This window comes from Klugiella xanthotipulae (assembly GCF_006716695.1).
GTDB lineage: Bacteria > Actinomycetota > Actinomycetes > Actinomycetales > Microbacteriaceae > Klugiella > Klugiella xanthotipulae.
In genome coordinates this window covers 284908-308159 of record NZ_VFPN01000002.1, presented here as the reverse complement: position 1 = coordinate 308159, position 23252 = coordinate 284908, and the positions used below count along the sequence as shown (strand labels likewise).

Sequence of the window (23252 nt, the reverse complement as noted above, 5' to 3'; positions counted from 1 at the left end):
CAACTCCGGCTCGGGCCGCCGCATTGGCGAGTGCCTGTGAGAGATCCATAGCTATGCCGTCCTGTGTCCGTGGGGGTGGGTGGGGTCAACCGGCTCCATGAGGGTTGAGTAGGTATCGGGTCGTCGAGTGGCGAGGAAGGGGAAGAGATCGAGCCAATCACGTCGCTGGTCGAGGTCAAGATCGGCGATGAGTACGGCGGTCTCATCCCGCGGGGCTTGCACCAGAACTCGGCCGTAGGGGTCGGAGATGAACGAGGAGCCGTAGAAGGTGAGCTCCCCCTCGGAGCCGTAGCGGTTGGGCACAACCATGAAGAGCCCATTCGCGATGCCGTTGCCCACGATCACCTGTTGCCAGAGCGGTTGGGTGTCAAATGTGGGGTGGTCGGGCTCCGAGCCAATCGCTGTGGGGTAGACGAGGATATCTGCCCCACCTAGCGAGTAGGCCCGTGCGACCTCGGGGAACCACTCATCCCAGCACGTGGGGAAACCAAACCGGCCCCCCGACCACTCGGCCACCTCCGTGACCGGGTAGGGGTCGTCCGCGGGCCCCGGCCGAAAATATTTGTCCTCATAGTAACCGGCCGTGACGGGGATATGCAGTTTGCGCGTGCGGGCCAGGATCTCACCGCCCGGTGAGACGAGGATCGCCAGGTTGTATCCGCGGCCATCGATCCCGTCCGCCCGCTCGTAGAGCGAGGCGTGCACGGCCACGCCATAGTCGGATGCGGCCTGCCGTGCCCAGGCGAGGGTGGGACCGGTCTCGAGATCTTCGGCGATGTCGGACGGGGTGCCCAGCGGGAGCGTGTCGGCAGGGTAGCGAGAGAGCGTTAGTTCAGGCAGGAACACCACACGTGCGCCCTCGGCTGCCGCGATCTGGATGCCTTCGCACAGTTCGGTGACGAGCCGCTCGGGGCGTTCATCCCATCGGTGTTGGATGAGTGCTACGCGCAGCGGCGGCCGCTCGCTCGGGGTAACCCGGGAGAGAGACTCTGGTGCTTTAGACCTGATAACGCGCATGGTGAACCGCCTCGGCAAAGTGAAGTGTGTGGCTACGGAGTCTACCGGCCGAGGCGCTACCCGGCGAGGGTATTCGGTGGCAGGGAATAACTTTCACGGTGGCCAGGTTATGCACAGAGTATGCAAACGCATGAAAAAAGGAGCGCGATAGCCATGCAATTTGGAATCTTCACGGTCGGCGATGTCACGACCGACCCCACGACGGGAAAGACCCCCACCGAACACGAACGAATCCTGGCCACCGTCGCCATTGCGCGCAAAGCCGAGGAAGTGGGGCTGGACGTCTTCGCCACCGGTGAGCACCACAATCCTCCCTTCGTCCCGTCGTCGCCGACCACAACGCTTGCGTATATTGCGGCGCAGACTGAATCGATCATCCTCTCCACCTCGACCACCCTGATTACCACCAACGATCCGGTCAAAATTGCTGAAGACTATGCCACTCTCCAACACCTTGCGGGTGGCCGCGTTGACCTGATGATGGGTCGAGGGAACACCGGACCCGTATACCCCTGGTTTGGTAAAGATATTCGCCAGGGCATCCCGCTGGCCCTCGAAAACTATGCGCTGCTGCGCCGACTCTGGCGTGAAGACGTGGTGGATTGGGAGGGCCAGTTCCGCACACCCCTGCAGCGCTTCACCGCCACACCCCGACCGCTCGATGACGTGCCGCCATTCGTCTGGCATGGCTCGATCCGCAGCCCCGAGATTGCGCACCAGGCCGCGTTCTACGGTGACGGCTTCTTTGCCAACAACATTTTCTGGCCCAAGGGGCACTTTCAGCAACTGGTCAACATCTATCGTGAGCGCTTCGAGCACTATGGCCACGGTACGGCGCGCCAAGCCTACGTGGGCCTGGGTGGACAGGCCTTTATCCGCAAGAATTCTCAGGATGCCGTGAAGGAATTCCGCCCCTACTTCAATAACGCCCCCGTGTATGGACACGGTCCCTCGCTGGAGGAGTTTACCGAAACTACCCCGCTATCGGTGGGGAGCCCCCAGGAGGTCATCGACAAGACCCTCGCCTTCCGGGAGGAGTTTGGCGACTATCAGCGCCAGCTTTTCTTGATGGATCACGCCGGTCTCCCCCTCACAACGGTCCTGGAACAGCTTGATCTTCTGGGTGAGGAGGTTGTTCCTGTGCTGCGTCGCGAGTTTGCCACGAACCGTCCGGCCGATGTGCCCGACGGGCCCACGCACGCCGGGCTCCTTGCTGCACGCGCCGCCGAGGCTGGCGTCTCAGCGGGGGAGGCCCCCGGCACGGTGCGGTCGTGACCTCCCACCTGCAGCGTGCCAGTGACACCTGGGAAGCCCTCTTCCGCGCCCAGGTGGTACTCATGCGCCACTACACGGCCCGGGATGTGTGGGGCAGTCTGAGTCCGAAAGAATACGACGTTCTCTACACCCTCAGCAGGGGACCGGACGGGGGGATGCGGCTGCACGACATCAACAATTCCATCCTGATCAGTCAGCCGTCGCTCAGCCGTATGATGGAGCGCTTGGAACGCCGTGACCTGGTGGAGCGGGCCCCTGCGCCGGGGGATGGGCGTGGTGTGGTCGTGCGGCTGACAGCGGAGGGTACCCGGGTGCGCCAAGATATTGGCCGCAGGCACGCCCGAGATATTGAAGATACCGTGGGCGAGTTTCTGTCCGACGACGAGATGGATACCCTTCGTGCCCTGAGCACCCGTCTCACGAGCGCCATGCAGGCCCGAACCCACACGGAAAAATCCTCCCGCTGAAGATTTTTCTGTTTTGTTTGTGTGATGTGCGTCACGAAATGTTGTTGCACTCGTCTTTAACCCCTGTAACGGTCGTTCTGCCAATGGTTCCGTCGGTATACACCCCCCCCGTACCGATTTTGGCCCCGTTACCGGCGGTGTTGTAGAGCTGTGATGCGTTCTACAACACCGCCCTTCTCGCTTTTTCAGGCGGTGATGCACTCCGATTGACCCGTGCCACCACCCCCTACGCGCTGGGAGATATAGGGGGGGTAGCGACCTGCGTAGAATCGGCCGTGATTCGGCATCCTATTTCGTTTCGGCTATCGTGAGATCGTCGCCGGAAACGCTTCGGCGGTAGAAGGTGTATTTCTATGGGAATCTTTGATTCGGCCCGTAACCTGTTTTCCCGCCAGGACCCCACCACGGGGGAACCCCGCCGGGCAGGTAGAGGGCGTCAGACGCCCGACACGGAAAGCGTGGGGGACGCGACACAGCAGGTTCGAGATTTTGCCGATGACGCCTCGACCTCCACCCACGATTTTTCCGAGGAGATGAGCGAACTCATCCAGGTGGGCATCACCACTGCAGGTGAGGGGCTCGAAACATTCCTCACCCGTCAACACGATGACACCACGGATATCAGTGAGGAGCGCGTCGAGACGTCCCAGTCCTCCGTCACCTACGTGGGGCCGGAGCAGGATGTGGCCTACTTTACCTCGCCGGATGGCGACGCAGACGAATACACGATGTCCGATTCCGACGTTCGGTTCTACACCGAGGACGACGGCGACACCATCCCGTAATCGCATTGACACTCTCCCGAGAATAGTGTCCGGGAGAGTTTGTGTGTGCCCGCCATGAGCGGGGGTGTCTATCGCCCGGGCAGCGCGATCGGTTCGGTATCGGGAATGGGGCTGGCATCCCGACCGCGCAGGTCCGGACTCCAACGACGACCGATCACTGCCGCGACACAGCCCAGCAGGGCAAAGCCGGTCGCGGCATAGAACGCACCCACATGGCCGACGCCGTCGATGAGGAAACCCGCGACAGCGGAACCGGCCGCGGCTCCGATGAGCTGTCCGGTACCCACCCAGCCGTAGGCCTCCGCCGTCTCGCTGAATTTAACGGTTGACGAGACCATGGCGAAGAGGACAGTGAGGGCGGGGGCGATACCCACGCCAGCGACAAAAAGCGTGATGGACAGCCACCACACGTCGAGCCACAGGAGGGCAACGCCGAGGCCCACCACGATGATGAGCATACGCTTGGCGAGTGACCAGGGACTGATCGGAACGTGGCCCATTGACAGGCCGCCCACGAGCGACCCCACCGAGAAAATAGCGAGCACTATACCCGACTTGATGCCGTGGTCGAAAACGGCGATGAGTCCAGCCTCCACCGCTGCACACGCACCGATCAGCAGGAATCCTACAACCGTTGCCACGACAACGCTGGGTCGTTTGAGCACGGCCCCCATCCGCCCGCGGCTGCGGGGGATGCGCACCCGACTCACCTCGGGTGACGAGATGAACCACGAGCCGCCGGCCAGAATCAGGAAGGCCGCGGTGAGGATGCCATACATCGAACCCAGCTGGGTGGAGATGAATACCGTGACCACGGGACCGAGGACCCAGATGATCTCTTGCGCGGAGGCATCCAAACTAAAAAGCGGAGTGAGCTGTCGTGAGGTGACCATCTTAGGGTAAATGGTGCGCACGGCCGGCTGCACGGGTGGTGTGGACAAGCCCGCGATAAACGCGACCACCATGTAGAGCGGAATCGGCATGACAAACACGGCGATGGCGGTCACGCTCAGCATGCAGACAATCATCGTGAGGAGCAGTACTCGACGCATTCCCCACACGCCCATCCACCGGCTCGTGAGCGGCCCAGAGATGGCCTGGCCGATGCTGGCCGCGGCCAGCACGAGACCCGCCGAGCCGTAGGCACCCGTGACCTGCTGAATGTGGATGAGGACGGCCAGGGAGAGCATTCCAAAGGGAAAACGGGCGGTCAACTGCGCCAAAATGATGCGCCCCACGCCCGGGCTTTGAAGTAGTTCTTTGTAGGTGCTCACAGAGAGTTCATCGTACTCCGAAAGTGGCCGACCTGTCATTCGTTCCGGGAGAAATCGCCGCGTATCTGCTGTGAGATGGGGGCCTCAGCGCAACTCGGCGAGCGCTCGTGTGATGCGCGGAGCCGAGACCTGCTCGGCTGCCCTGAGGTGCTGGGCAAAGAGGCTGATCCTCAGTTCCTCCAGCAGCCAGCGCACGCGGGTCAGCCCGGGGGGAGCGTGCTCGCCCGCGGGCAGCGTGCCGCCCGCATCGGTGTACTTTTCGGTGAGTTGCTGAATCTCGGTCATCCACACTCGGTCGCGGCCCGGGTTCTCCACGAGTTTGGGGATGCGGGCGGTCACCGCCGCCGCGTATACCGGTAGTCGCGCCAGCTGCCCCAGGCCGGTGCGCGAGATGAAGCCGTCGAAAACGAGCGCGTCAAGCTGGTTGCGGGCGTCGGTCAGCGCGGGCAACAGGGTGATCGCCGTGTTCTTCTCGATGGCCCGACGGGCATCGCGTACGGCACCGAGGGCGCTCGCGACGGTGGCGACCGCTCGATATGACGAGTCAATCAATTGTGCCGAGAAGTCGTCGCGGGCGGCTTCGAACTCGACCTGGGTCCACAGGATGCTGTCGCCGCTGCGGGCGGTGAGCACGGCATCCGCCACGGCCAGGCATACATCCTGCATCACGGCCGTGATGCCGCGGTACGGGCCGGCCGAGAGCAGTAGCTTCTCGTTCTGGCTGAGGTGCTCCTTGAGATAGGAGACGGGGGAGGGCGTGCTCAGCACGAGCAGGCGACGGATACCGCGCCGACTCAGCCGGGTCTGCTCTTCGGGGGTTGTCACGAGGCGGATATCGACGGCAGCCCCCGTGTCCACCAGCGAGGGATACGCACGCACCACGCCACCGCCGTGCCGGGACTCAACCACGTGGGCGAGATCGCCGAAGTCCCACGCGGTCAGCCCCGAGCGTTCGACCGCGTGGGCGGGTGCCGCGGCCGCGGCCACCTGAGCGACGCTCTCGCGTGAACTCGTCGCGTGTGAGGTTTGTAGCTCGCCCAGGTTCTTGCCCCGGGCAACCGTGCGTCCGCGGTGGTCAACCACGCGAAAAGAGGGCCGCAGATGGTCAGGGATGCGGTCGAGGTCGAAGTCTGCGGCTGACACGGGGACGCTCGTGGCCCGCCGGATCTCAGCGGCGAGCTGCACGGTGAGGGAGTCGCCGTGACCGGCCTCTTCCCCGAGCCGTTCGAGCAGGCGGGTGGCCCAATCGGCCGCGGGGACCACATGGCGACGTATGGCTTTGGGTAGCGACTTAATCAGTGCCGTGACGAGATCGCGGCGCAGGCCGGGTACAAGCCGTTCAAAGTCGGCACCGTCAATGCGGGGAAGAAGCGGGAGGGGCACGGTGACGGTGACCCCGTCATCCTCCGCCCCCGGCTCGAAGCGGTAACTCAGGGTGAGCGCCTGATCGCCCTGTTGCCAGACTTTCGGAAACTCGGTCTCGCTCACCTCGGGGCTGTCCTCCTCCTCGAGGAGGTCGGCTCGGCGCATGGTGAGCAGTTCGGGGGTGTCTCGGCGGGTGGTACGCCACCACCCCTCAAAGCTGCGGGTGGAGGCGATATGCTCCGGGATGCGGGCGTCGTAGAAGGCGTACACGGCCTCATCCCCCAGCAGAATATCGCGGCGGCGTGAGCGCTCTTCGAGCTGTTCCAATTCGCGACGCAACCGTCTGTTGGCTTTGTCGAAGGCCTGGGGGGAATCCCACTCACCCTCCACGAGTGCGTGCCGAATGAATAGTTCGCGGGCGTGCGCGGGGTCGAAGCGGGCGAACTGAACACGGCGTTTCTCCACGAGCGGCACACCAAAGAGGGTGACTCGTTCGTAGGCCACAGCGGCTCCCTGCTTTTTCTCCCAGTGCGGCTCGCCGATGCTGCGCTTGACCAGAGGTCCGGCCAACTCCTCAGCCCAGGCCGGGTCGATCGCGGCGTTGCTGCGGGCGAAGAGGCGTGAGGTCTCGACAAACTCGACGGACATCAGTGCCTGCGGCGGCTTCTTGGCCAGCGCCGAGCCCGGGAAGATGACAAACTTGGCATTGCGTGAGCCGATGTACTCAGCTGATTGCCGTTTCTGTTGCCGCCCGCTGGCGGGGGCCGAGCCCGGTGTGCGGGTGTCTCGCACCCCCAGGTGCGAAAGCAGCCCGGCGAGCAGGGAGCGGTGGATACCGTCGGGGTCTACCTTCGGCTCGGCCACTTCCAGCCTCAATGGTTTGGCCGCCTGGCGCAGCTGCCGGTTCAGATCGCCCCACTCGCGCACGCGCAGGAAATTGAGGTACTCGGCTTTACACAGGCGCCGGAACGCGCTGGACGAGAGCTCGGTGCGCTTTTCCTCCAGGTAGTTCCAGAGGGCGAGCACCGTGAGGAAATCGCTCGTGGGGTCGATAAAGCGACGGTGGGCGGCATCCGCGAGCTCGCGCTTTTCGACGGGCCGCTCGCGGACATCCTGAATCGTGAGCCCCGCCACGATTGCGAGCACCTCGCGCGAGACGCCGTGCTTCTTCGACTCGATGACCATGCGCGCAAAGCGCGGCTCGATGGGCAGGCGGGCGAGGTCGCGGCCCACGCCGGTGAGTGCGAGTTGGTCGCGGTTGGGTGTGATGGCACCGAGCTCGCTGAGGAGATCGAGTCCGTCTTTGATTCCGCGCGAGTCGGGCGGGGTGAGGAAGGGGAATTCGGCGATATCGCCGAGGCCGAGCGAGATCATCTGGAGAATGACCGAGGCGAGACCCGTGCGCAGTACCTCGGGCTCGGTGAACTCGGGACGTTTCTGGAAGTCTTCTTCTGAGTAGAGCCGGATGGCGATACCCGGGCTAGTGCGCCCCGAGCGGCCTGATCGCTGATTCGCCGATGCCTGTGAGATCGCCTCGATGGGCAGGCGCTGCACCTTAGAGCGGGCGCTATACCGCGAGATACGAGCTGTGCCGGCATCAATCACGTAGCGGATGCCCGGTACCGTCAGGCTCGTCTCCGCCACGTTGGTCGCGAGCACGATTCGGCGCCGGGTGCCGGGCCGACGGCTCGTTTCGAAGACGCGGTGCTGTTCGGCCGAAGAGAGCCGGCCGTAGAGCGGGAGTACCTCGGTGCCCTCCGGGAGGCGGTGGGCCCGGATACGGCCCTCGACTGCGTCGGCGGCATCCCTAATCTCGCTCTCGCCGCTCAAGAACACGAGCACATCGCCGGAGGATTCCCGAGAGAGTTCGTCGAGGGCGTCGCCGATTGCGTCAAACAGATCGCGTTCAACTGACGCGGGAGGTTTCGGGCCGGTCGGGGTGCTCTCGGGCACCTCCTCGATCAGCGGCCGATAGCGGATATCGACGGGAAAGGTGCGACCCGATACCTCGATAATGGGGGCACCACCGAAGTGTTTCGAGAAGCTCTCCGGGTCGATCGTGGCCGAGGTGATGATGAGTTTGAGATCGGGGCGCCGGGGTAGCAGGGTCTTGAAATAGCCGAGCAGGAAGTCGATGTTGAGGCTACGTTCGTGCGCCTCGTCGATGATGATCGTGTCGTAGGCGCTCAGCGTCTTGTCGCGATGGATTTCGTTGAGCAGGATGCCGTCCGTCATCACCTTGATCTGCGTGCTGGCGCTCGATCGATCGGTGAATCGGACCTGGTATCCCACACGCCCGCCGAGCTCCTCGCCCAACTCCTCCGCGATGCGCTCGGCAATGGTGCGCGCCGCGATGCGCCGGGGCTGGGTGTGGCCGATGCGGCTGCGGCCCAGGCTGAGCGCGATCTTTGGCAACTGGGTGGTTTTACCCGAGCCGGTCTCCCCGGCCACGATGACCACCTGGTTGTCGCGGATCGCCTCGGCGATCTCTTCGCGCAATTGGCTAACGGGGAGCTCGGGCGGAAACGTCATCTGAAGGTCTTCGGGATGCATGGCTCGTCTATTCTCCCCCGAAACACTGACAGTGGTCACACGCCGCTCTCGGGTTGCCCCTGAATCGTGTCGGGGACTGGATAGTCTGGGCTTCATGACGATGACACCGGAAACGAAAGACTGGACCTGGGTACTCACCGAGCGCTGCGCGGAGTGCGGGTTGGCTGTGGCCGATCTTGATTACGACGATATCCCCGCGCTCGTTCGGGCCACGATTGTGCCCTGGCAGGCCGGGCTCGCCACCCCGAACGTTCGGGTGCGACCCGCTGTCGAGACCTGGTCCATCCTGGAATACGCCTGCCATGTGCGCGATGCGCACCGCATCTTCGGTGAGCGGGTGGGGCTCATGCTCACACACGACAATCCCACGTATCCCAATTGGAGTCCGGATGCGGCGGCGGCGGAGGCCCGCTACAACGAGCAGGACCCCGCGACGGTTTGGCGTGAGCTTGCGGCGGCAGGAGAAGTCACGGTCGGCGTTTTTGCGGCGGTACCGCGCGATCAGCGTGACCGTCCCGGGCTGCGCAGTAACGGTTCGGCGTTTACTATTGACTCCCTGCTGCGCTACTACCTGCACGACGTTTTTCATCACGTGGGCGACCTCGACCGGCAGAATCCGCTTCTCGAGGGTGCCGACGCGTAGGGTAGAGCGCATGGCTGAAAATACAATTCCCCTGTGTGAACTGAGTAATGGCACCCGCATCCCGCAGCTGGGGTTTGGCGTCTTCCTGGTAGACCCGCCCGAGGCTGAGCGGGTGGTCTCCGATGCGCTCGAGGTGGGCTACCGCCACATCGATACGGCTACCATCTACAAGAACGAGGAGGGGGTGGGCCGGGCTATCGCATCCTCCGGCATCGCCCGTGATGACCTTTTTGTGACGACAAAGCTGTGGAACGCCGACCAGGGTGCCGACACGACCCTGCCCGCGTTTGAGGCGAGTCTGGATCGCCTGGGACTCGATTACGTGGACCTCTATCTCATCCACTGGCCGGCACCGGCTCGGGATGCCTACGTGGATTCCTGGCGAGTGCTGGAGCGTATTGAGAAGTCGGGTCGCGCGAAGGCGATTGGCGTCTCGAACTTCCTGATTCCGCACCTGGATCGCCTGATTGACGAGACCGGCGTGATCCCCGCTGTCAACCAGATCGAATTGCATCCCTATCACCAGCGGCGCGAATTGGTTGAATTCTGTCAGGGTAATGACATCCGGGTGGAGGCCTGGGGTCCGCTCTCGCAGGGCAAATCCGATCTGCTGGAAAACCCTGTGATTGTGGCGGCCGCAGCGGCCCACGGCAAATCCTCCGCCCAGGTGGTCCTTCGCTGGCACCTGGAACAGGGAAACATCATCTTTCCGAAGACCACGCGGCGTGAGCGTGCTATCGAGAATCTGGATCTCTTTACTTTTGAGTTGAGTTCGGAGGAGCGCAGCGCGATCACTGCCCTTGACCGGGAGTTGCGTCTCGGTGGTGACCCGCTTGAGGTAAACTAGGCTTTCTGCGTGATACGGCCCGTTGCCCCGTGTGTGGGTGGCGGGCCATTTCTTTTCTGTGTCGCGTTCTCTGCGGCGCTCGCGGTTACGCGCACGGGGCTGGATGTCGGTGGTCGTGGCTAGGCTCGTCTCGCGGCATATCCTCAGCTTCAGAGTTTGCAGATTCGTGCAGTAACTGCAAAAGTTTAGTGACTGCATTGTGTCGTGTTGATCGTCTCCGATGGTGTGGGGGATCACATTTTCCGTTCCTACTACCCATTGAAAGACCATAATGACCACCTCTCTTTCACCAACCGTCACCGAGCAGGCTCCACCGGGAATGCTCCCGAAGAGACAGATCAATCTGATTTTTGTGGGTCTCTTGATTGCGATGCTGCTGGGTTCACTTGACCAGATGATCTTCTCGACCGCCCTGCCCACAATCGTGGGCGAGCTCGATGGCGTTGACCACATGCTCTGGGTGACCACCGCCTACGTGGTGGCCGTCACGATCATGATGCCGATTTACGGAAAGCTTGGCGATCTAATTGGGCGTAAGAGCCTGATCCTCGGGGCTATCTCGATCTTTATGATCGGTTCGGTGGTTGGCGGCCTCGCTTCCGATATGACCTGGCTGATCACCGGTCGGGCTGTGCAAGGTCTGGGCGGTGGTGGTCTGATGATCCTCGCGCAGGCGGTTATTGCCGATATCGTTCCGCCGAAAGACCGTGGCCGCTACATGGGGCCGATGGGTGCCGTATTCGGTCTTGCTGCTGTGCTGGGGCCCATTCTTGGCGGCTGGTTTACGGAGGGTATCGGCTGGCGCTGGGCGTTCTGGATCAACATCCCGCTGGGCGTGCTGGCCCTCGTGAGCATTCTCATTTTCCTCAAGCTGCCGCACCGCGACTTCACTCGGCCCCGACTCGACGTCGCCGGCATCAGCGTCATGGCGATCTTTGTCACCTGCCTCGTGCTCTTCACCTCGTGGGGTGGCAAAGACTATGAGTGGGATTCGCCCATGATTCTTGGTCTCATCGCCGCAACGGTCGTCTCCGGGGTGCTGTTCCTGTTCGTGGAGAAGCGCGCGGCCGAGCCGATTATCCCGCTCTACCTGTTCCGGGACCGCAACTTCAACCTCTCAACCATCGCCGGTCTCATTGCCGGTGTGGTGATGTTCGGTGCCATCGGTTACCTGCCCACGTACCTGCAAATGGTGCATAGCCTGAACGCGACCGAGAGCGGCCTGCTCCTGCTGCCCATGGTGGCCGGGATGCTCGTTTCTGGCATCGTGTCGGGTCAACTCGCGAGCCGCACGGCCCACTATAAGTGGATGCCCATCGCAAGTATGCTGATCACCGCCGTCGCGATGGTACTCCTCTCTACCCTCACGATCGAAACTGAACTCTGGGTGGTGGGCCTTTTTATCGGCATCTTTGGTCTCGGTCTCGGTCTCGGAATGCAGATTCTCGTGCTGATTGTGCAGAACTCATTCCCCGTCTCCCAGGTGGGAACCGCGACTGCGTCGAATAATTTCTTTCGGGAGATCGGTGCCACGCTCGGTGCCGCGATCGTGGGTAGCCTCTTCACCACGCGACTGGGTGAGTTGCTCGCCGAGCGGATGCCCGTCGTTCCCGAAGGGTCGGGTGCGACGGCCCCCGAGGCTAACAGCCTCACGCCCGCGCTGGTGCGTGATCTACCTGATATGTTCCGCACCCCCATCATCGAGTCCTACAACGACTCGATGACGCCCATCTTCCTCTACCTGCTGCCACTACTGATTGTGGCCGCTGTCGCGCTGATATTTGTGATCGAGAAGCCGCTCGAAACAACGCTCACCTACGGTGAGGATGCCGCGGTCGCGGGTGCAGCCGGTACGAACGACGGTGCCGAGGCCGAGGGAATTACCGAGGCCGATGCGCTGCCCGGCGACACGGAGAGCGTGGGTGCGGGTACTGCCTCCGATGCGGGCCGTCGTGCTGAGCAATAGACTCGCAGAGTGATGACAGCCGACACGCCCTCACCGTCGCGCCCCGGCCCTAGTGCCGGGGCCGCGATGGGCCTGCGTGAGCGTAAGCAGCGTGCGCTCCGCGAGCGAGTGGAGACCATCGCCGTCAACCTGGTTGATGAGCGCGGGTATGACGGCGTGTCGGTTGATCTCATCTGTGAGCGGGCGGAGATTTCTCAGCGCACCTTCTTCAACTATTTTGGAACCAAAGAAAAGGCTGTGCTTGGCAACGAGCCGCCGGAGGTGACGGAGGAGCATCTTGCCCGGATCGTGGCAGATGATCGAGCCGATACCCTGGCGGTTCTTTTCGACTTCCTCGCTACTCTCGACACCCTCACCGAGCATGAGCGGTCGATGCGGGTGCGACGTCGGGAGGTGATTATGCGCCATCCCGAACTCATGCGGATGATATTTGCCCGCGTCGATGCTCTCCAGGAGGTGCTCTCGGCTGCCGTGTTGCAGCGAATGCTGCGGCTGCGAGGGCTCACCGAGGCTACCCCGGAGATGCGAGAGGAGGCCCGTATGACAATCAACATGTCGGCGTGCATCCTCAAATTTACGAGTGAGCAGTGGGCGCGTGAACAGATTGCCGAGGGAATCCTCCCCGGCCTGCAGCGGGCACGGGATCTCGCCGCACGGGTGCTGGGGGCACGATAGCGGTGTCTCGCCGAGCGGCCTGGGGACAATGTCAATAAAAATGTCCAGCCGGAAGGTGCCGTTTTTTGGATGAGTCAGAGAGATTTCCGTCAATGTGCGCGATGGTGGATAGCGGCTGACTAAGCTGGGTCGTTAGACACACACTTTTTTGTTTCGCCGGTGAAAGCGAGAACTTCATGCCAGAGTATTCCCCCGTGCCAGAGCATGACCAGGCAGGTGAACTCGAAAACGCGCGCGAACGTCTCGGTGACGAGATGTCGGCCGTTCAAGACTTTTCGAGTGAGCAGGTCGGGTATCACAAGACGCTCAAGGCCCGCCAGTTGCAGATGATTGCCATCGGCGGCGCGATCGGTACCGGACTCTTCCTTGGCGCGGGCGGGCGTCTCGCCTCGGCAGGACCGTCGCTCGTTTTCGTGTACGCGATCTGTGGTTTTTTTGCGTTCCTCATCCTGCGTGCGCTGGGGGAGTTGGTGCTCCATCGGCCGTCCTCTGGCTCGTTTGTGTCCTATGCCCGTGAGTTTCTCGGCGAGAAGGCCGCCTTTGTCGCCGGCTGGATGTACTTTTTGTTCTGGGCAATGACGGCCATCGTTGACATTACGGCCGTGGCGCTCTACGTCAAGTTCTGGTCGGCTTTTACGGATGTCCCTCAGTGGTTGTTGGCGCTTATCGCGCTGACAATTGTGGTGCTCCTTAACCTGGTCTCGGTCAAGGTCTTCGGTGAGATGGAATTCTGGTTTGCAATTATCAAGGTGACGGCGCTTATCGCATTCCTCATCATCGGTGCCGTTTTTCTGGCCTTCCAATTTCCCACGAGCGAGGGTGTCCCCGGCCTGCACGTTCTTGCCAATAATGGCGGATTCTTTCCCGAAGGTCTGCTGCCCACCGTGCTCGTGGTTCAGGGGGTTGTGTTTGCCTACGCCGCGATCGAGCTCGTGGGAACCGCCGCCGGTGAGACGGCGAACCCCGAGAAGATTATGCCCCGGGCCGTCAATATGGTGATCGTGCGCATCATGGTGTTTTACGTGGGCTCGGTGCTGCTGCTCTCCCTCCTGCTGCCCTACACGGCCTACAGCAAAGACGAGAGCCCGTTCGTCACCTTCTTCGCCAGCATCGGTGGAGCCGAGGTGGGTGGGATTGCGGGCAACATCATGAATTTTGTGGTGCTCACCGCGGCCCTATCCAGTCTTAATGCGGGGCTTTACTCCACCGGCCGTATTCTGCGCTCCATGTCTATTAATGGAGCCTCACCCCGATTCACCGGGGCCATGAACAAGAGCGGCGTGCCCTACGGCGGCATCCTACTGACCGGGGTTGTTGCCCTTGCGGGGGTTGCGGTCAACGCGATTATGCCGGATGAAGCCTTCGAGATCGTCCTGAATGTGGCCTCGCTCGGTATCATCGCCGCGTGGGGGATGATCATTCTCTGTCAGATGCGACTGCGCCGGTGGGTGAAGGAGGGCCGAGCTCAACCGTCAAGCTTCCGGCTCTTTGGGGCACCCTTCACGTCGTACCTCACGCTCGCCTTTTTAGCCTCGGTTGTGGTGCTGATGGCCTTCGACTACCCCGTGGGCACCTATACCACGGGCACCCTCATCATCATCGTGCCGCTGCTGATCGGTGGCTGGTTCCTGTCCCGCAAGCGAATTGCGGAGATCGCGAGCCTGCGCGAGGGCCACACCGGTGTCCTTCCCGTACTCCCGGAGCGTCCAGGCAGCACGAAGACCGGCCGCTAAGGGGCGTTTCGTCGGGAAGAGCCGGTCTAACCCGCTGTCGTGACGAGTGGTGCGGCGGCGTCGGCCGCCCACTCCGCGAGTGAGCCGTCGTAGAGCGCCACACCGGTGTGCCCGAGGACGGTGAGGGCGAGGGCATCCGCCGCCGCCGCGAGTCCGGCACTGCAGTAGACGACCACGCGCTTGGCGGTGGTTGCCTCGCCGAGGCGTTCGGCCAGCGCCTCCCGGTTGAGGAACGTCTTGGTGGACCGGTCGAGGAGCCGCACGACCGGCGCGCTCACGCTGCCCGGGATATGCCCAGCCCGCGAAACGGCCGTGGTTTCGCCCGTGAACTCGCGGGGTGGTAGGCCGCAGACGAGCGCGGCCGACTCGGTGCCGGCGATGACGCCCTCCACGAAGGATTTATCCACCCACAGCTCGGTGCGTTCGCGGGCCACGAAGGTGCGGGGTGTGGGCTCAACATGGCCCACCTCGAGGGGAAACCCAGCGGCCTGCCAGGCGGTCAGCCCGCCATCCAGCACCACCACCCGGTCGTAGCCAAACGCGCGGAACAGCCACCACACGCGGCTGGCGAAGTGACCAAAGCTACCGTCGTACACCACCACCGAGGTCTCGTTGCTGATACCGAGCGCACCGGCGGCGGTGGCGAAGCGCTCGGCGCTCGGCCGGGTGAAGGGAAACGGTCCGGCGGGGTCAGAGAACTCGGTGATCACGTCGGCAAAGATCGCGCCGGGGAGATGCCCGCCCACGAGATACTCCTCATCACCGCTCACGTAGGCGGGGTGCCCACCCGGTCCGTCGAGGAGAAACGCCGTGGCATCCAGGATGACCAGGCCATCCGCCCCCAGGTGGTCATAGACCCACTGGGCAGAAACGAGCGGGGAATCAGGGTTCTCGGGAAGTGTGGGAGACATGCCTTCCATGCTACCGATGGGTGTGCCGACGGGTGGGGACGCGTGCAATCGGGGGTAACAGACCGGTGCTACCGCAGCGTCTTGCGCGCCGTGATCTGCCCGGTGTCGAAGCCGAGCAGATGCAGGCCGCCGTGGAAGCGGGCGTGCTCAATCTTGATGCAGCGATCCATCACCACGGTGAGCCCCTTCTTCTCGCCGTCGTACGCGGCCTCCTCGTTCCAGATGCCGAGCTGTACCCAGATCACGGGGCTGCCCACGGCAACCACGTCATCAATCACGCTCGGGATGTCGCTGCCGCGTCGGAACACGACCACAATATCCGGCACCTCGGGCAGCGAGGCCAGATCGTCGTAGGCCCTCTCGCCGAGGATGGTGTCGGCGTTGGGGTTCACGAAGTACACCCGGTAGTCGCTTGATTGTTGCAGGTAGGTGCCCACGAAGTAGCTTGATCGCGCCGGGTTGGGCGAGGCCCCCACGATGGCAACGGACTTCGCGGCGCGCAAGATGCCCAGGCGATCCTTGGCGCTCGGCCCGGTCCAGGTGCGTTGTGATGCGAGCAGCTTGGCGAGAGGGGAATCGGCCGGTAGCTCACAGCTGAGACCGTTAGCGAGGTGAGTGGTGACCGTATCGGCGGGCGTAGTGTCGGTGGTGCTCATCGGGACTCCTCTACGGCGATGGTGAGTGCCTGGTCAAGATCGTAGATGATGTCGGCAACATCCTCGATACCCACGCTCAGGCGGATGGTGCCCGCACCCACGCCGGCATCCACGAGCTGCTGCTCGGTGAGCTGTGCGTGTGTGGTGGAGGCGGGGTGGATGATGAGGGTCTTGGCATCCCCGATGTTGGCGAGGTGGCTGGCCAGGTTCACGTTCTCGATCAGTCGGCGGCCCACATCCCGCCCGCCTTTCACGGTAAAGCTGAACACCGAGCCGGGACCCTTCGGGAAGTACTTCTGGGCCCGGTCGTGGTGTGGATGCGCGGGCAGGCCCGCCCAGCTGACCGACTCGATCCGCTCGTCGGCATCCAGCCACTCGGCCACCACTCGGGCGTTGTTGACGTGCGCCTGGATGCGGTAGGGCAGGGTTTCAACGCCCTGGGCGAGCAGGAAGGCGGAGTGCGGGGCCAGGGTGGGCCCGATATCCCGCAGCTGCTCGGCGCGCAGCCGGGTGAGGAACGCGTACTCGCCAAAGTTTCCCGACCACTTGAGCCCGCCGTAGCTGGGTACGGTCTCGTCGAAGAGTGGGAAACGTTCACTGTGCCAGTTGAACCGGCCCGACTCGACGACAACGCCGCCGAGGGTGGAGCCGTGCCCGCCGAGGAACTTGGTGGCCGAATGGATGACCACATCGGCCCCCCACTCGATGGGCCGGTTCAGGTACGGGGTCGCGAGGGTGGCGTCAATGATGAGGGGCAGGCCCGCGGCGTGGGCAACCTCGGCCAGACCCTCAATATCGGCGATCTCGCCCGAGGGGTTGGCGATGGATTCGGCGAAGATGAGTTTGGTTGTGTCGGTGATCGCGGCGGCGTAGTCGGCCGGGTCGCTCGACTGCACAAACGTGGTGCTGACGCCGAAGCGGCGCAGGGTTACGTCAAGCTGTGTGATTGAGCCGCCGTACAGGTTGGCGGAGGCCACGATGTGGTCGCCCTGCCCGGCGAGGGAGGCAAAAGTGATGTACTGTGCGCTGAGTCCGCTCGCGGTGGCGACGGCACCGAGGCCGCCCTCCAGGCTCGCGATGCGCTCCTCGAAGCTCGCCACGGTGGGGTTGGAGAGGCGGGAGTAGACGTTTCCGTATTTTTGCAGGGCGAAGCGGGCCGCGGCATCGGCGGTGTCATCGAAGACAAAGGCGCTTGTCTGGTAGATGGGGAGGGCGCGGGCGCCGGTGATGGGGTCTGGGATGTTGCCCGCGTGGATGGCGCGGGTGTTGAATCCATATTCGCGATCTGCCATGCCCCACAGACTATCGCCGGGCGTGGGGTGCGCCGCACCGCGGTGTAACAAAGTGCAAGGAGAGCGGGCGGGGAAGGAGGCGGTCGCTAGCTCCACCCCGGCAGCCAGATGTGCAGCTGCCAGAAGGTGAACGAGATGCGGGTCCCCGTCCACAGCGGGTAAAAGTAGATGCTGACCGCGAGGGCCGTCACGAGGAAGATCGCCACAACCGTCAGGTTGGGGGTCGTGATTCTGGGCAGGGGGTGCCGACGCGAGATCGTGCCGAAAAACTTCCCGTAGCCCTGATCCAAACGCCAGTAGCCCAGGATCCATCCCACCGCGTAGGCGAGGGCCAGGTAGACAAAGGGGGCGTAAGCGATTGTGTAGAACTGGAACACGGCGCTGCGACTCGGGGTGAGTAGCCAGGGTAGGTACCCGCTGAGCGCGCCGACCAGGATGAAACCGGCCACGCCATCCCGATATCGCACGAGCAGATAGGCCAGGAAGCCGAGAGCCAGGAGCCCGCCCCACCAGATGAGCGGGTTGGGCAGCGAGGTGATCGCCTCGCTGCACTTGGATATCGTGCATCCGTCCTGACCGTACTCAAATGACTCGTAGTACATGCTCGTGGGTCGCAGGGCGAGCGGCCAGGTGAGTGGATGGGCCATGTAGGGGTGCGGTGCGTTCAGCGTTGAGTGCCACTGGTACATGGTCGTGTGGTAGTGCCAGAGGCTCTGTGCCCAGTGCGGCACCCAGGAGAAGAACCCCGTTGCGGCGTTACCCGCCTCGGCGGCCCAGCCCCGGTTCCACCCGGTCGAGGTGAGCAGCCAGCCCGTCCAGGTTGCCAGGTAGGACGCCAGAGCCAGCGGCACGAGGAGTGCAAATGAGACGAGCCCCTGGGTGAGTACACCCGCGCTGAACCAGCCGACGAGCCCAGCCTTCCTGCGCTGATACATATCGCGGATGACCAGGTACAGCCCGAACCCGGCCAGTACATAAAGCCCCGACCACTTGATCCCTGCCGCGAGACCAAACGTGATGCTTGCCGCGAGGAGCCACGGCCGACGCCACAGCACGGGGCCGTAATCACCGCGGTGCGGGGTGGCCCTGAGCCAGCGCTGCCAGACCCGGTCGTTCTGGTCGCGATCGAGCAGGACGAAGTACGCTCCCAGTAGCGCGGCGAGCATCAGGAAGTTGTCGAGCAGGCTCACCCGCGACATGACGATGGCCAGCCCGTCAATGGCCATGAGGAATCCGGCAATCACCCCGATCAGGGTCGAGCGGAAGAGCCGACGGCCCAGAACCGTGACGAGCAGCACCGCGAGCGTTCCGGCGACAGCCGTGGACATCCGCCAGCCCCAGCCGTTGTCGGCGTCGCAGACGAGCATCCCGAGGCCAATCAGCCATTTGCCGAGCGGTGGGTGTACGACGTATGAGGCGGTGGGGAGGCTCTGGGTGATCTCGTTCGGGCCGAAGTTCATGCCCAGGCCCTCAGCCCACTTGGTGGGGAACCCATTGAGTAGCTGGCTGTAGGAGTCGCGCACGTAGTAGATCTCGTCAAAGACGAGCACTCCCGGGTGCCCCAGGTTCCACAGGCGCACGGCGGCGGCCAGGAGGGTGACAGCGGCGATGGCCGACCACTGGAGGCGGCGGGCGGCGCGGGGGGTGAAACGCCAGGTTCCGTTTTTCCACCAGCCGGCGGCGGCCTCCGCGGTGCGGGACACCCAGGACGGCGGCGGTTGCCTCGGTGTGTGGGCCACGGGCGGTGGGGTCGGCTGGGTCACCCTGCCATGCTATCTCGCGGGATGTTCGGATTCGGCCACCGTCACGTACGCTGAACACGTGATTATTCTTGCCGCAACGCCCATCGGAAATCTCGGCGACGTCTCCCAACGTCTCCGCGACACACTGGAGGCGGCGGCGACCATTGCTTCCGAGGACACCCGCACCACGGCGCATCTGCTGCGGGCTCTGAACATCGAGAACCGTCCGCGCCTGATCAGCCTGCACGACCACAATGAGCGCTCCCGCTCGGTGGAGCTGGTGGCGGAAGCCGCCGAGGCGGACATCGTGGTGATGAGTGACGCGGGGATGCCCACCGTTTCCGACCCCGGCTATCATCTGGTGGCTCTCGCCGCCGAGAAGGGTGTGCGCGTGACCGCGCTACCGGGGCCGAGCGCCGTGATTACCGCGCTCGCCGTGTCTGGGTTGCCCACCGACCGCTTTACTTTTGAGGGTTTCCTGCCCCGAAAATCCGGTGAGAGGAGGTCGCTGATGCGTGAGTTGGCTGGGGAGCGTCGCACCATGGTCTTCTTTGAGTCGCCCGCCCGTCTGGCCGCCTCGCTCGCCGATATGGCCGCCGTGTGGGGGGATGAGCGCCGGGTGGCGGTGTGCCGGGAGCTCACCAAAATGTACGAGGAGGTGCGCCGTGGTGGCGCGGCCGAACTTGCCGAGTGGGCCGCTGGGGGGGTGCGCGGTGAGATCTGTGTCGTCGTTCAGGGTGCCCAGCGGCGGGCCGTGAGCGCGGAGGACGCGCTCGCCCAGGTCCGCGATCTTGTTGCCGCCGGTGCCCGGCTGAAAGACGCGGCGGCGGAGGTCTCGGAGGTCACAGGCCACGGTAAACGTGACCTCTACCAAGCGGCTCTGGCTCAGCGGTAGCCCACGGGGTCTGTTGTGTGGCCTGAGTGAGTAGCTGGGGCCGACACGAGGGTATCTGGCTGCGGGGTCTGAGTCGCGGGGTTTACGCGGTTGAGCGCACAACAAACTCCGGTGTTAGCCGCTCGCTGTCCACCGCTTCTTTGTCGATCAAGGCGAGCAGCTTGTCGAAGCCGAGCCGACCCATCTCGATCATGGGGGAGCGCACCGTCGTGAGGTTGACCGCCTGGGCGATGGGGGTGTCGTTGTAGCCGACGACCGCGATGTCGTCGGGTACCGAGATACCCCGCTTCTGAAGCGCACCGATTGCGCCGATTGCGGCGAAGTCGTTGACGGCAAAGACCGCCTCGGGTCGGGTGTCGGTGCCGAGGATATCGGCGATTGCGCGCTGACCTGCGGGGGCGTCAAAGCCGGTGTAGTGGAGGTCCACCTCCGATTCGCCAATGCCGTGCTCGGCGAGCACGGCGAGGAACCCGCCCACCCGGTCGAGCGTGGTGGAGGCGTAGCGGGCGCCCGCGATGACGGCGAAGCGCCGCCGCCCGGTGGACACGAGGTGTGTTGCCGCGAGTCGCCCGCCCGCGATGTCGTCGCAGGTGACGGATACGTGCCCGGCGCGTCGCCGACTGACCAGGGTGAGCGGCACGCCGCGGGCGGCGAGTTCGTCCAGGTAGGGGGAGTCTTGGTGTGCGTCACCGAAGATGAGGCCGTCAACCCGTCGGGCCAGCAGCGACTCGGTGCGCAGGCGCTGGCGGGCCGGGTCGTCGAGGGAGTTGGCGACAACCGTCACCCGGCCGCTGGCCTCGGCCGCAGCGTCGATGCCCTCGTAGATGGTTGCGAGCACGTAGTCCTGGAGGCGTGGCACGATCACGCCCACGAGGTCGGAACGGGAGGTGCGCAGCGAGGCCGCGTGCGGGTTGCGCGCGTAGCCGCGCTCGTGTGCCAGTTCCTGGATGCGGCGGATTGTGGCGGGGGACGCCCACTTGGCCTCCGTCCCCGGCTCGGCGTTGATGACGCGCGACACGGTTGAGACGTTGAGCCCGAGTTCGCCCGCGAGGGTTTTGAGGGTGACGGGCTCGGTGACGTCCATGTAAAACTCCAGTTCGTAACGGCACGAAAACGGGGAAGTGAGTCGTGTTGCGTGAACAACATCCTTGACATAGTATCAACACACATCAGCACACAAACGTTTGCGGCATACGTTTGCGTAACCCTGTCCCCGATCTGGTGATGACAGGTAAACGCAGGTTTTACAAAGGAGTAGTTACACCGTGGCACACATCGAAGTTCTGGGCACCGGTGGAACCATTGCCTCCCGTTCGCGCGGGACGGCGGGAGCCGTCGCGGAGGCCAGCGCTGCCGAACTGCTCGCCCACCTGGGCGGCGACCACGTCGTATCCCACCGAGACATTCTCACGGTGGGCAGCTACCAGCTCACGCTCAAAGACCTCCGGCTCATCGCGCAGGCCGTGGCCGAATCGGCCCGCAACCCGGAGGTTGACGGAATCGTCGTGACCCACGGCACCGACACCCTCGAAGAGACCGCCTTCCTGCTCGACCTCGTGCACTCCTCGGCCAAACCGGTCGTTGTCACGGGCGCACAGCGCACGGCCGACTCCGACGCACCCGATGGCCCCGGCAACATCGCCGAGGCCATCGCGGTGGCCGCCGACCCGAGCATGAGGGGCCTCGGGGCACTCATCGCGTTCAGCGGCACGGTGCGCACGGCCCGCGGTGCGCGCAAGAGCCACACCGTCGCGGCGGCCCCCTTCACCGGAGGCACCGAGGTGGGGCACTTTGCTGGCGGGCGTCTCGTGGCGACGGCATCCACCATCCACCGGCTCCCCCTTGATGCGCCCACCGAGGCTTTTGATACGACGGTTGTGGATGTCGTGAGCACCTACCCGGGAGCCGAACCGGTACTCCTCACCGCGGCCCTCGACCGGGCCTCCGCGGTTATCATCGCGGGGACCGGTGTGGGCAACGCCGGACCGGGCTTCGCCGAGGCCATCTCCGCGTCCACGCGGCCCATCATCCTCTCCACCCGAGTGCCGTGGGGGCCGGTTGTGCCCACCTACGGCAACGGCGGCGGCATCGACCTGGTCGCGGCCGGTGCTGTTCCCTCGGGGGATCTCAACCCCTATCAATCCCGAATCCTCGCTGCTCTACTGGTCTCACAGGGTTACCACGGCGCGGCGTTTGCCGAGCGATTTGCCCGGCAGCTCTAACTAAATGCATCACTTAGGAGGCAACATGTCAAAGAAGATTTATGTCAGCATTGGAATAGATGTCGATGCCGTGGGCGGCTGGCTCGGTTCCTACGGCGGCGAAGACTCGCCCGGGGATATTTCCCGTGGCCTCTTTGCCGGTGAGGTCGGGGTACCCCGACTGCTCAAACTCATGACCGACCGCGACCTGCCCACCACCTGGTTTTGGCCCGGTCACTCCATCGAGACCTTCCCCGAGCAGTTTGACGCCACGGTTGCCGCCGGTCACGAGGTGGGTGTCCACGGGTACAGCCACGAGAACCCGCTCGCGATGACCCGCGAGCAGGAGACCGAGGTGCTCGACTACTGCATTGACCTCTTTGTGCAGAAGACGGGGGTGCGTCCCGAGGGGTATGTGGCCCCGTGGTGGGAGTTCTCAAACGTGACCAACGAGATCCTGCTGGAGCGCGGCTTCCTCTACGACCACTCGCTGATGCACAACGACTTCACCCCCTACCGGGTCCGGGTTGGCGATAGCTGGACCAAGATCAACTACGATGCGGCCACCGCCGCGGAGTGGATGAAGCCCCTGGTCCGCGGTGAGGAGACCAACCTCATCGAGATTCCGGCCAACTGGTACCTCGACGATCTGCCGCCCATGATGTTCATCAAGGGCTCGGCGAACAGCCACGGCTTCGTCAGCCCGCGCGACATCGAGCAGATGTGGAAAGACCAGTTCGACTGGGTCTACCGCGAGATGGACTACGCGGTCTTCCCCATCACTATCCACCCGGACGTCTCCGGACGCCCGCAGAACCTCCTCATGATCGAGCGTTTGATCGAGCACATGAGCGGCCACGACGGCGTGGAATTCGCCACCATGACAGACATCGCTCGCGATTTCGACCAGAGGTTCCCGCGCTAGGCCGCGGACCTCGCTTAACACAAGGAACTT

The 23252-nt window shown here is 63.8% G+C and carries 19 protein-coding genes; 11 read left to right on the top strand and 8 right to left on the bottom strand.

Annotation, left to right across the window (positions count from 1 at the left end):
• Positions 1–51 precede the first annotated feature (51 nt).
• Positions 52–1017 (bottom strand): nitrilase-related carbon-nitrogen hydrolase, encoded by a 966-nt coding sequence (locus FB466_RS07565; RefSeq protein WP_141917327.1) that lies wholly within the window; start codon positions 1015–1017, stop codon positions 52–54.
• Positions 1018–1170: 153 nt separating this feature from the next.
• Here FB466_RS07565 and FB466_RS07560 point away from each other — a divergent pair, with 153 nt between their 5' ends.
• The 3 genes from FB466_RS07560 (at position 1171) to FB466_RS07550 (ending at position 3544) form a co-directional block, all read left to right on the top strand.
• Entirely contained in the window at positions 1171–2292 is a 1122-nt protein-coding gene (locus tag FB466_RS07560) for an LLM class flavin-dependent oxidoreductase (protein ID WP_141917325.1), read from the top strand.
• Entirely contained in the window at positions 2289–2759 is a 471-nt protein-coding gene (locus tag FB466_RS07555; RefSeq protein ID WP_246054578.1) for a MarR family winged helix-turn-helix transcriptional regulator, read from the top strand. The genes FB466_RS07560 and FB466_RS07555 overlap by 4 nt, the downstream gene beginning before the upstream one ends.
• A gap of 353 nt (positions 2760–3112) precedes the next feature.
• The gene (locus tag FB466_RS07550; RefSeq protein ID WP_141917323.1) at positions 3113–3544 is read left to right on the top strand and encodes a hypothetical protein; all 432 of its coding nucleotides are present in this window, start codon (positions 3113–3115) and stop codon (positions 3542–3544) included.
• Positions 3545–3612: 68 nt separating this feature from the next.
• Here FB466_RS07550 and FB466_RS07545 read toward each other — a convergent pair whose 3' ends face one another.
• The gene (locus FB466_RS07545) at positions 3613–4818 is read right to left on the bottom strand and encodes an MFS transporter (RefSeq protein WP_141917321.1); all 1206 of its coding nucleotides are present in this window, start codon (positions 4816–4818) and stop codon (positions 3613–3615) included.
• A gap of 84 nt (positions 4819–4902) precedes the next feature.
• Positions 4903–8775, bottom strand: coding sequence for an ATP-dependent RNA helicase HrpA (gene hrpA / locus FB466_RS07540; protein ID WP_425460900.1), 3873 nt, complete (start codon positions 8773–8775; stop codon positions 4903–4905).
• 55 nt (positions 8776–8830) lie between these two features.
• On the opposite strand from hrpA, the gene FB466_RS07535 reads away from it, so the two are divergent.
• The 5 genes from FB466_RS07535 (at position 8831) to FB466_RS07515 (ending at position 14600) form a co-directional block, all read left to right on the top strand.
• On the top strand, positions 8831–9379 hold the full coding sequence (locus tag FB466_RS07535) for a DinB family protein (protein WP_141917317.1): 549 nt from the start codon (positions 8831–8833) through the stop codon (positions 9377–9379).
• 10 nt (positions 9380–9389) lie between these two features.
• On the top strand, positions 9390–10226 hold the full coding sequence (locus tag FB466_RS07530; protein ID WP_141917315.1) for an aldo/keto reductase: 837 nt from the start codon (positions 9390–9392) through the stop codon (positions 10224–10226).
• A gap of 271 nt (positions 10227–10497) precedes the next feature.
• On the top strand, positions 10498–12192 hold the full coding sequence (locus FB466_RS07525; RefSeq protein WP_141917312.1) for an MDR family MFS transporter: 1695 nt from the start codon (positions 10498–10500) through the stop codon (positions 12190–12192).
• A gap of 12 nt (positions 12193–12204) precedes the next feature.
• A complete protein-coding gene (locus FB466_RS07520; protein WP_141917310.1) occupies positions 12205–12867 on the top strand; it encodes a TetR/AcrR family transcriptional regulator in 663 nt (220 codons plus the stop codon).
• A 176-nt stretch (positions 12868–13043) separates the two neighbouring features.
• On the top strand, positions 13044–14600 hold the full coding sequence (locus FB466_RS07515) for an amino acid permease (RefSeq protein ID WP_211344786.1): 1557 nt from the start codon (positions 13044–13046) through the stop codon (positions 14598–14600).
• Positions 14601–14626: 26 nt separating this feature from the next.
• On the opposite strand, the gene FB466_RS07510 is transcribed toward FB466_RS07515, so the two are convergent.
• The 4 genes from FB466_RS07510 to FB466_RS07495 all read right to left on the bottom strand — a co-directional run bounded on the left by FB466_RS07510 (position 14627) and on the right by FB466_RS07495 (position 19222).
• Positions 14627–15511: a sulfurtransferase gene (locus tag FB466_RS07510; protein ID WP_170206062.1), complete on the bottom strand. Its 885-nt coding sequence runs from the start codon at positions 15509–15511 to the stop codon at positions 14627–14629.
• A gap of 68 nt (positions 15512–15579) precedes the next feature.
• On the bottom strand, positions 15580–16167 hold the full coding sequence (locus tag FB466_RS07505; protein WP_141917307.1) for a CoA-binding protein: 588 nt from the start codon (positions 16165–16167) through the stop codon (positions 15580–15582).
• Positions 16164–17459, bottom strand: a complete 1296-nt coding sequence (locus tag FB466_RS07500) for an O-acetylhomoserine aminocarboxypropyltransferase/cysteine synthase family protein (protein ID WP_141917305.1) — start codon at positions 17457–17459, stop codon at positions 16164–16166. The genes FB466_RS07505 and FB466_RS07500 overlap by 4 nt, the downstream gene beginning before the upstream one ends.
• Positions 17460–17545: 86 nt before the next feature.
• Positions 17546–19222: a dolichyl-phosphate-mannose--protein mannosyltransferase gene (locus FB466_RS07495; protein WP_141917303.1), complete on the bottom strand. Its 1677-nt coding sequence runs from the start codon at positions 19220–19222 to the stop codon at positions 17546–17548.
• A gap of 58 nt (positions 19223–19280) precedes the next feature.
• Between FB466_RS07495 and rsmI the strand changes: the two genes are divergently transcribed.
• Entirely contained in the window at positions 19281–20096 is an 816-nt protein-coding gene (gene rsmI, locus FB466_RS07490; RefSeq protein ID WP_141917301.1) for a 16S rRNA (cytidine(1402)-2'-O)-methyltransferase, read from the top strand.
• A gap of 82 nt (positions 20097–20178) precedes the next feature.
• Here rsmI and FB466_RS07485 read toward each other — a convergent pair whose 3' ends face one another.
• A complete protein-coding gene (locus FB466_RS07485; protein WP_141917299.1) occupies positions 20179–21180 on the bottom strand; it encodes a LacI family DNA-binding transcriptional regulator in 1002 nt (333 codons plus the stop codon).
• Between the two features lie 181 nt (positions 21181–21361).
• Between FB466_RS07485 and FB466_RS07480 the strand changes: the two genes are divergently transcribed.
• Both FB466_RS07480 and FB466_RS07475 read left to right on the top strand, forming a co-directional pair.
• Positions 21362–22318, top strand: coding sequence for an asparaginase (locus tag FB466_RS07480; RefSeq protein ID WP_141917298.1), 957 nt, complete (start codon positions 21362–21364; stop codon positions 22316–22318).
• Between the two features lie 25 nt (positions 22319–22343).
• Positions 22344–23222 (top strand): polysaccharide deacetylase family protein, encoded by an 879-nt coding sequence (locus tag FB466_RS07475; protein ID WP_141917296.1) that lies wholly within the window; start codon positions 22344–22346, stop codon positions 23220–23222.
• Positions 23223–23252 lie beyond the last annotated feature (30 nt).

What these genes read in the sequence shown, in the direction of transcription:
- FB466_RS07565 (WP_141917327.1), bottom strand. Translation starts at nt 1,017, where the DNA reads ATGCGCGTTATCAGGTCTAAAGCACCAGAGTCTCTCTCCCGGGTTACC.
- FB466_RS07485 (WP_141917299.1), bottom strand. Translation starts at nt 21,180, where the DNA reads ATGGACGTCACCGAGCCCGTCACCCTCAAAACCCTCGCGGGCGAACTC.
- FB466_RS07500 (WP_141917305.1), bottom strand. Translation starts at nt 17,459, where the DNA reads ATGGCAGATCGCGAATATGGATTCAACACCCGCGCCATCCACGCGGGC.
- FB466_RS07505 (WP_141917307.1), bottom strand. Translation starts at nt 16,167, where the DNA reads ATGAGCACCACCGACACTACGCCCGCCGATACGGTCACCACTCACCTC.
- FB466_RS07560 (WP_141917325.1), top strand. Translation starts at nt 1,171, where the DNA reads ATGCAATTTGGAATCTTCACGGTCGGCGATGTCACGACCGACCCCACG.
- FB466_RS07535 (WP_141917317.1), top strand. Translation starts at nt 8,831, where the DNA reads ATGACGATGACACCGGAAACGAAAGACTGGACCTGGGTACTCACCGAG.
- FB466_RS07510 (WP_170206062.1), bottom strand. Translation starts at nt 15,511, where the DNA reads ATGTCTCCCACACTTCCCGAGAACCCTGATTCCCCGCTCGTTTCTGCC.
- FB466_RS07525 (WP_141917312.1), top strand. Translation starts at nt 10,498, where the DNA reads ATGACCACCTCTCTTTCACCAACCGTCACCGAGCAGGCTCCACCGGGA.
- FB466_RS07530 (WP_141917315.1), top strand. Translation starts at nt 9,390, where the DNA reads ATGGCTGAAAATACAATTCCCCTGTGTGAACTGAGTAATGGCACCCGC.
- FB466_RS07550 (WP_141917323.1), top strand. Translation starts at nt 3,113, where the DNA reads ATGGGAATCTTTGATTCGGCCCGTAACCTGTTTTCCCGCCAGGACCCC.
- FB466_RS07520 (WP_141917310.1), top strand. Translation starts at nt 12,205, where the DNA reads ATGACAGCCGACACGCCCTCACCGTCGCGCCCCGGCCCTAGTGCCGGG.
- FB466_RS07515 (WP_211344786.1), top strand. Translation starts at nt 13,044, where the DNA reads ATGCCAGAGTATTCCCCCGTGCCAGAGCATGACCAGGCAGGTGAACTC.
- FB466_RS07475 (WP_141917296.1), top strand. Translation starts at nt 22,344, where the DNA reads ATGTCAAAGAAGATTTATGTCAGCATTGGAATAGATGTCGATGCCGTG.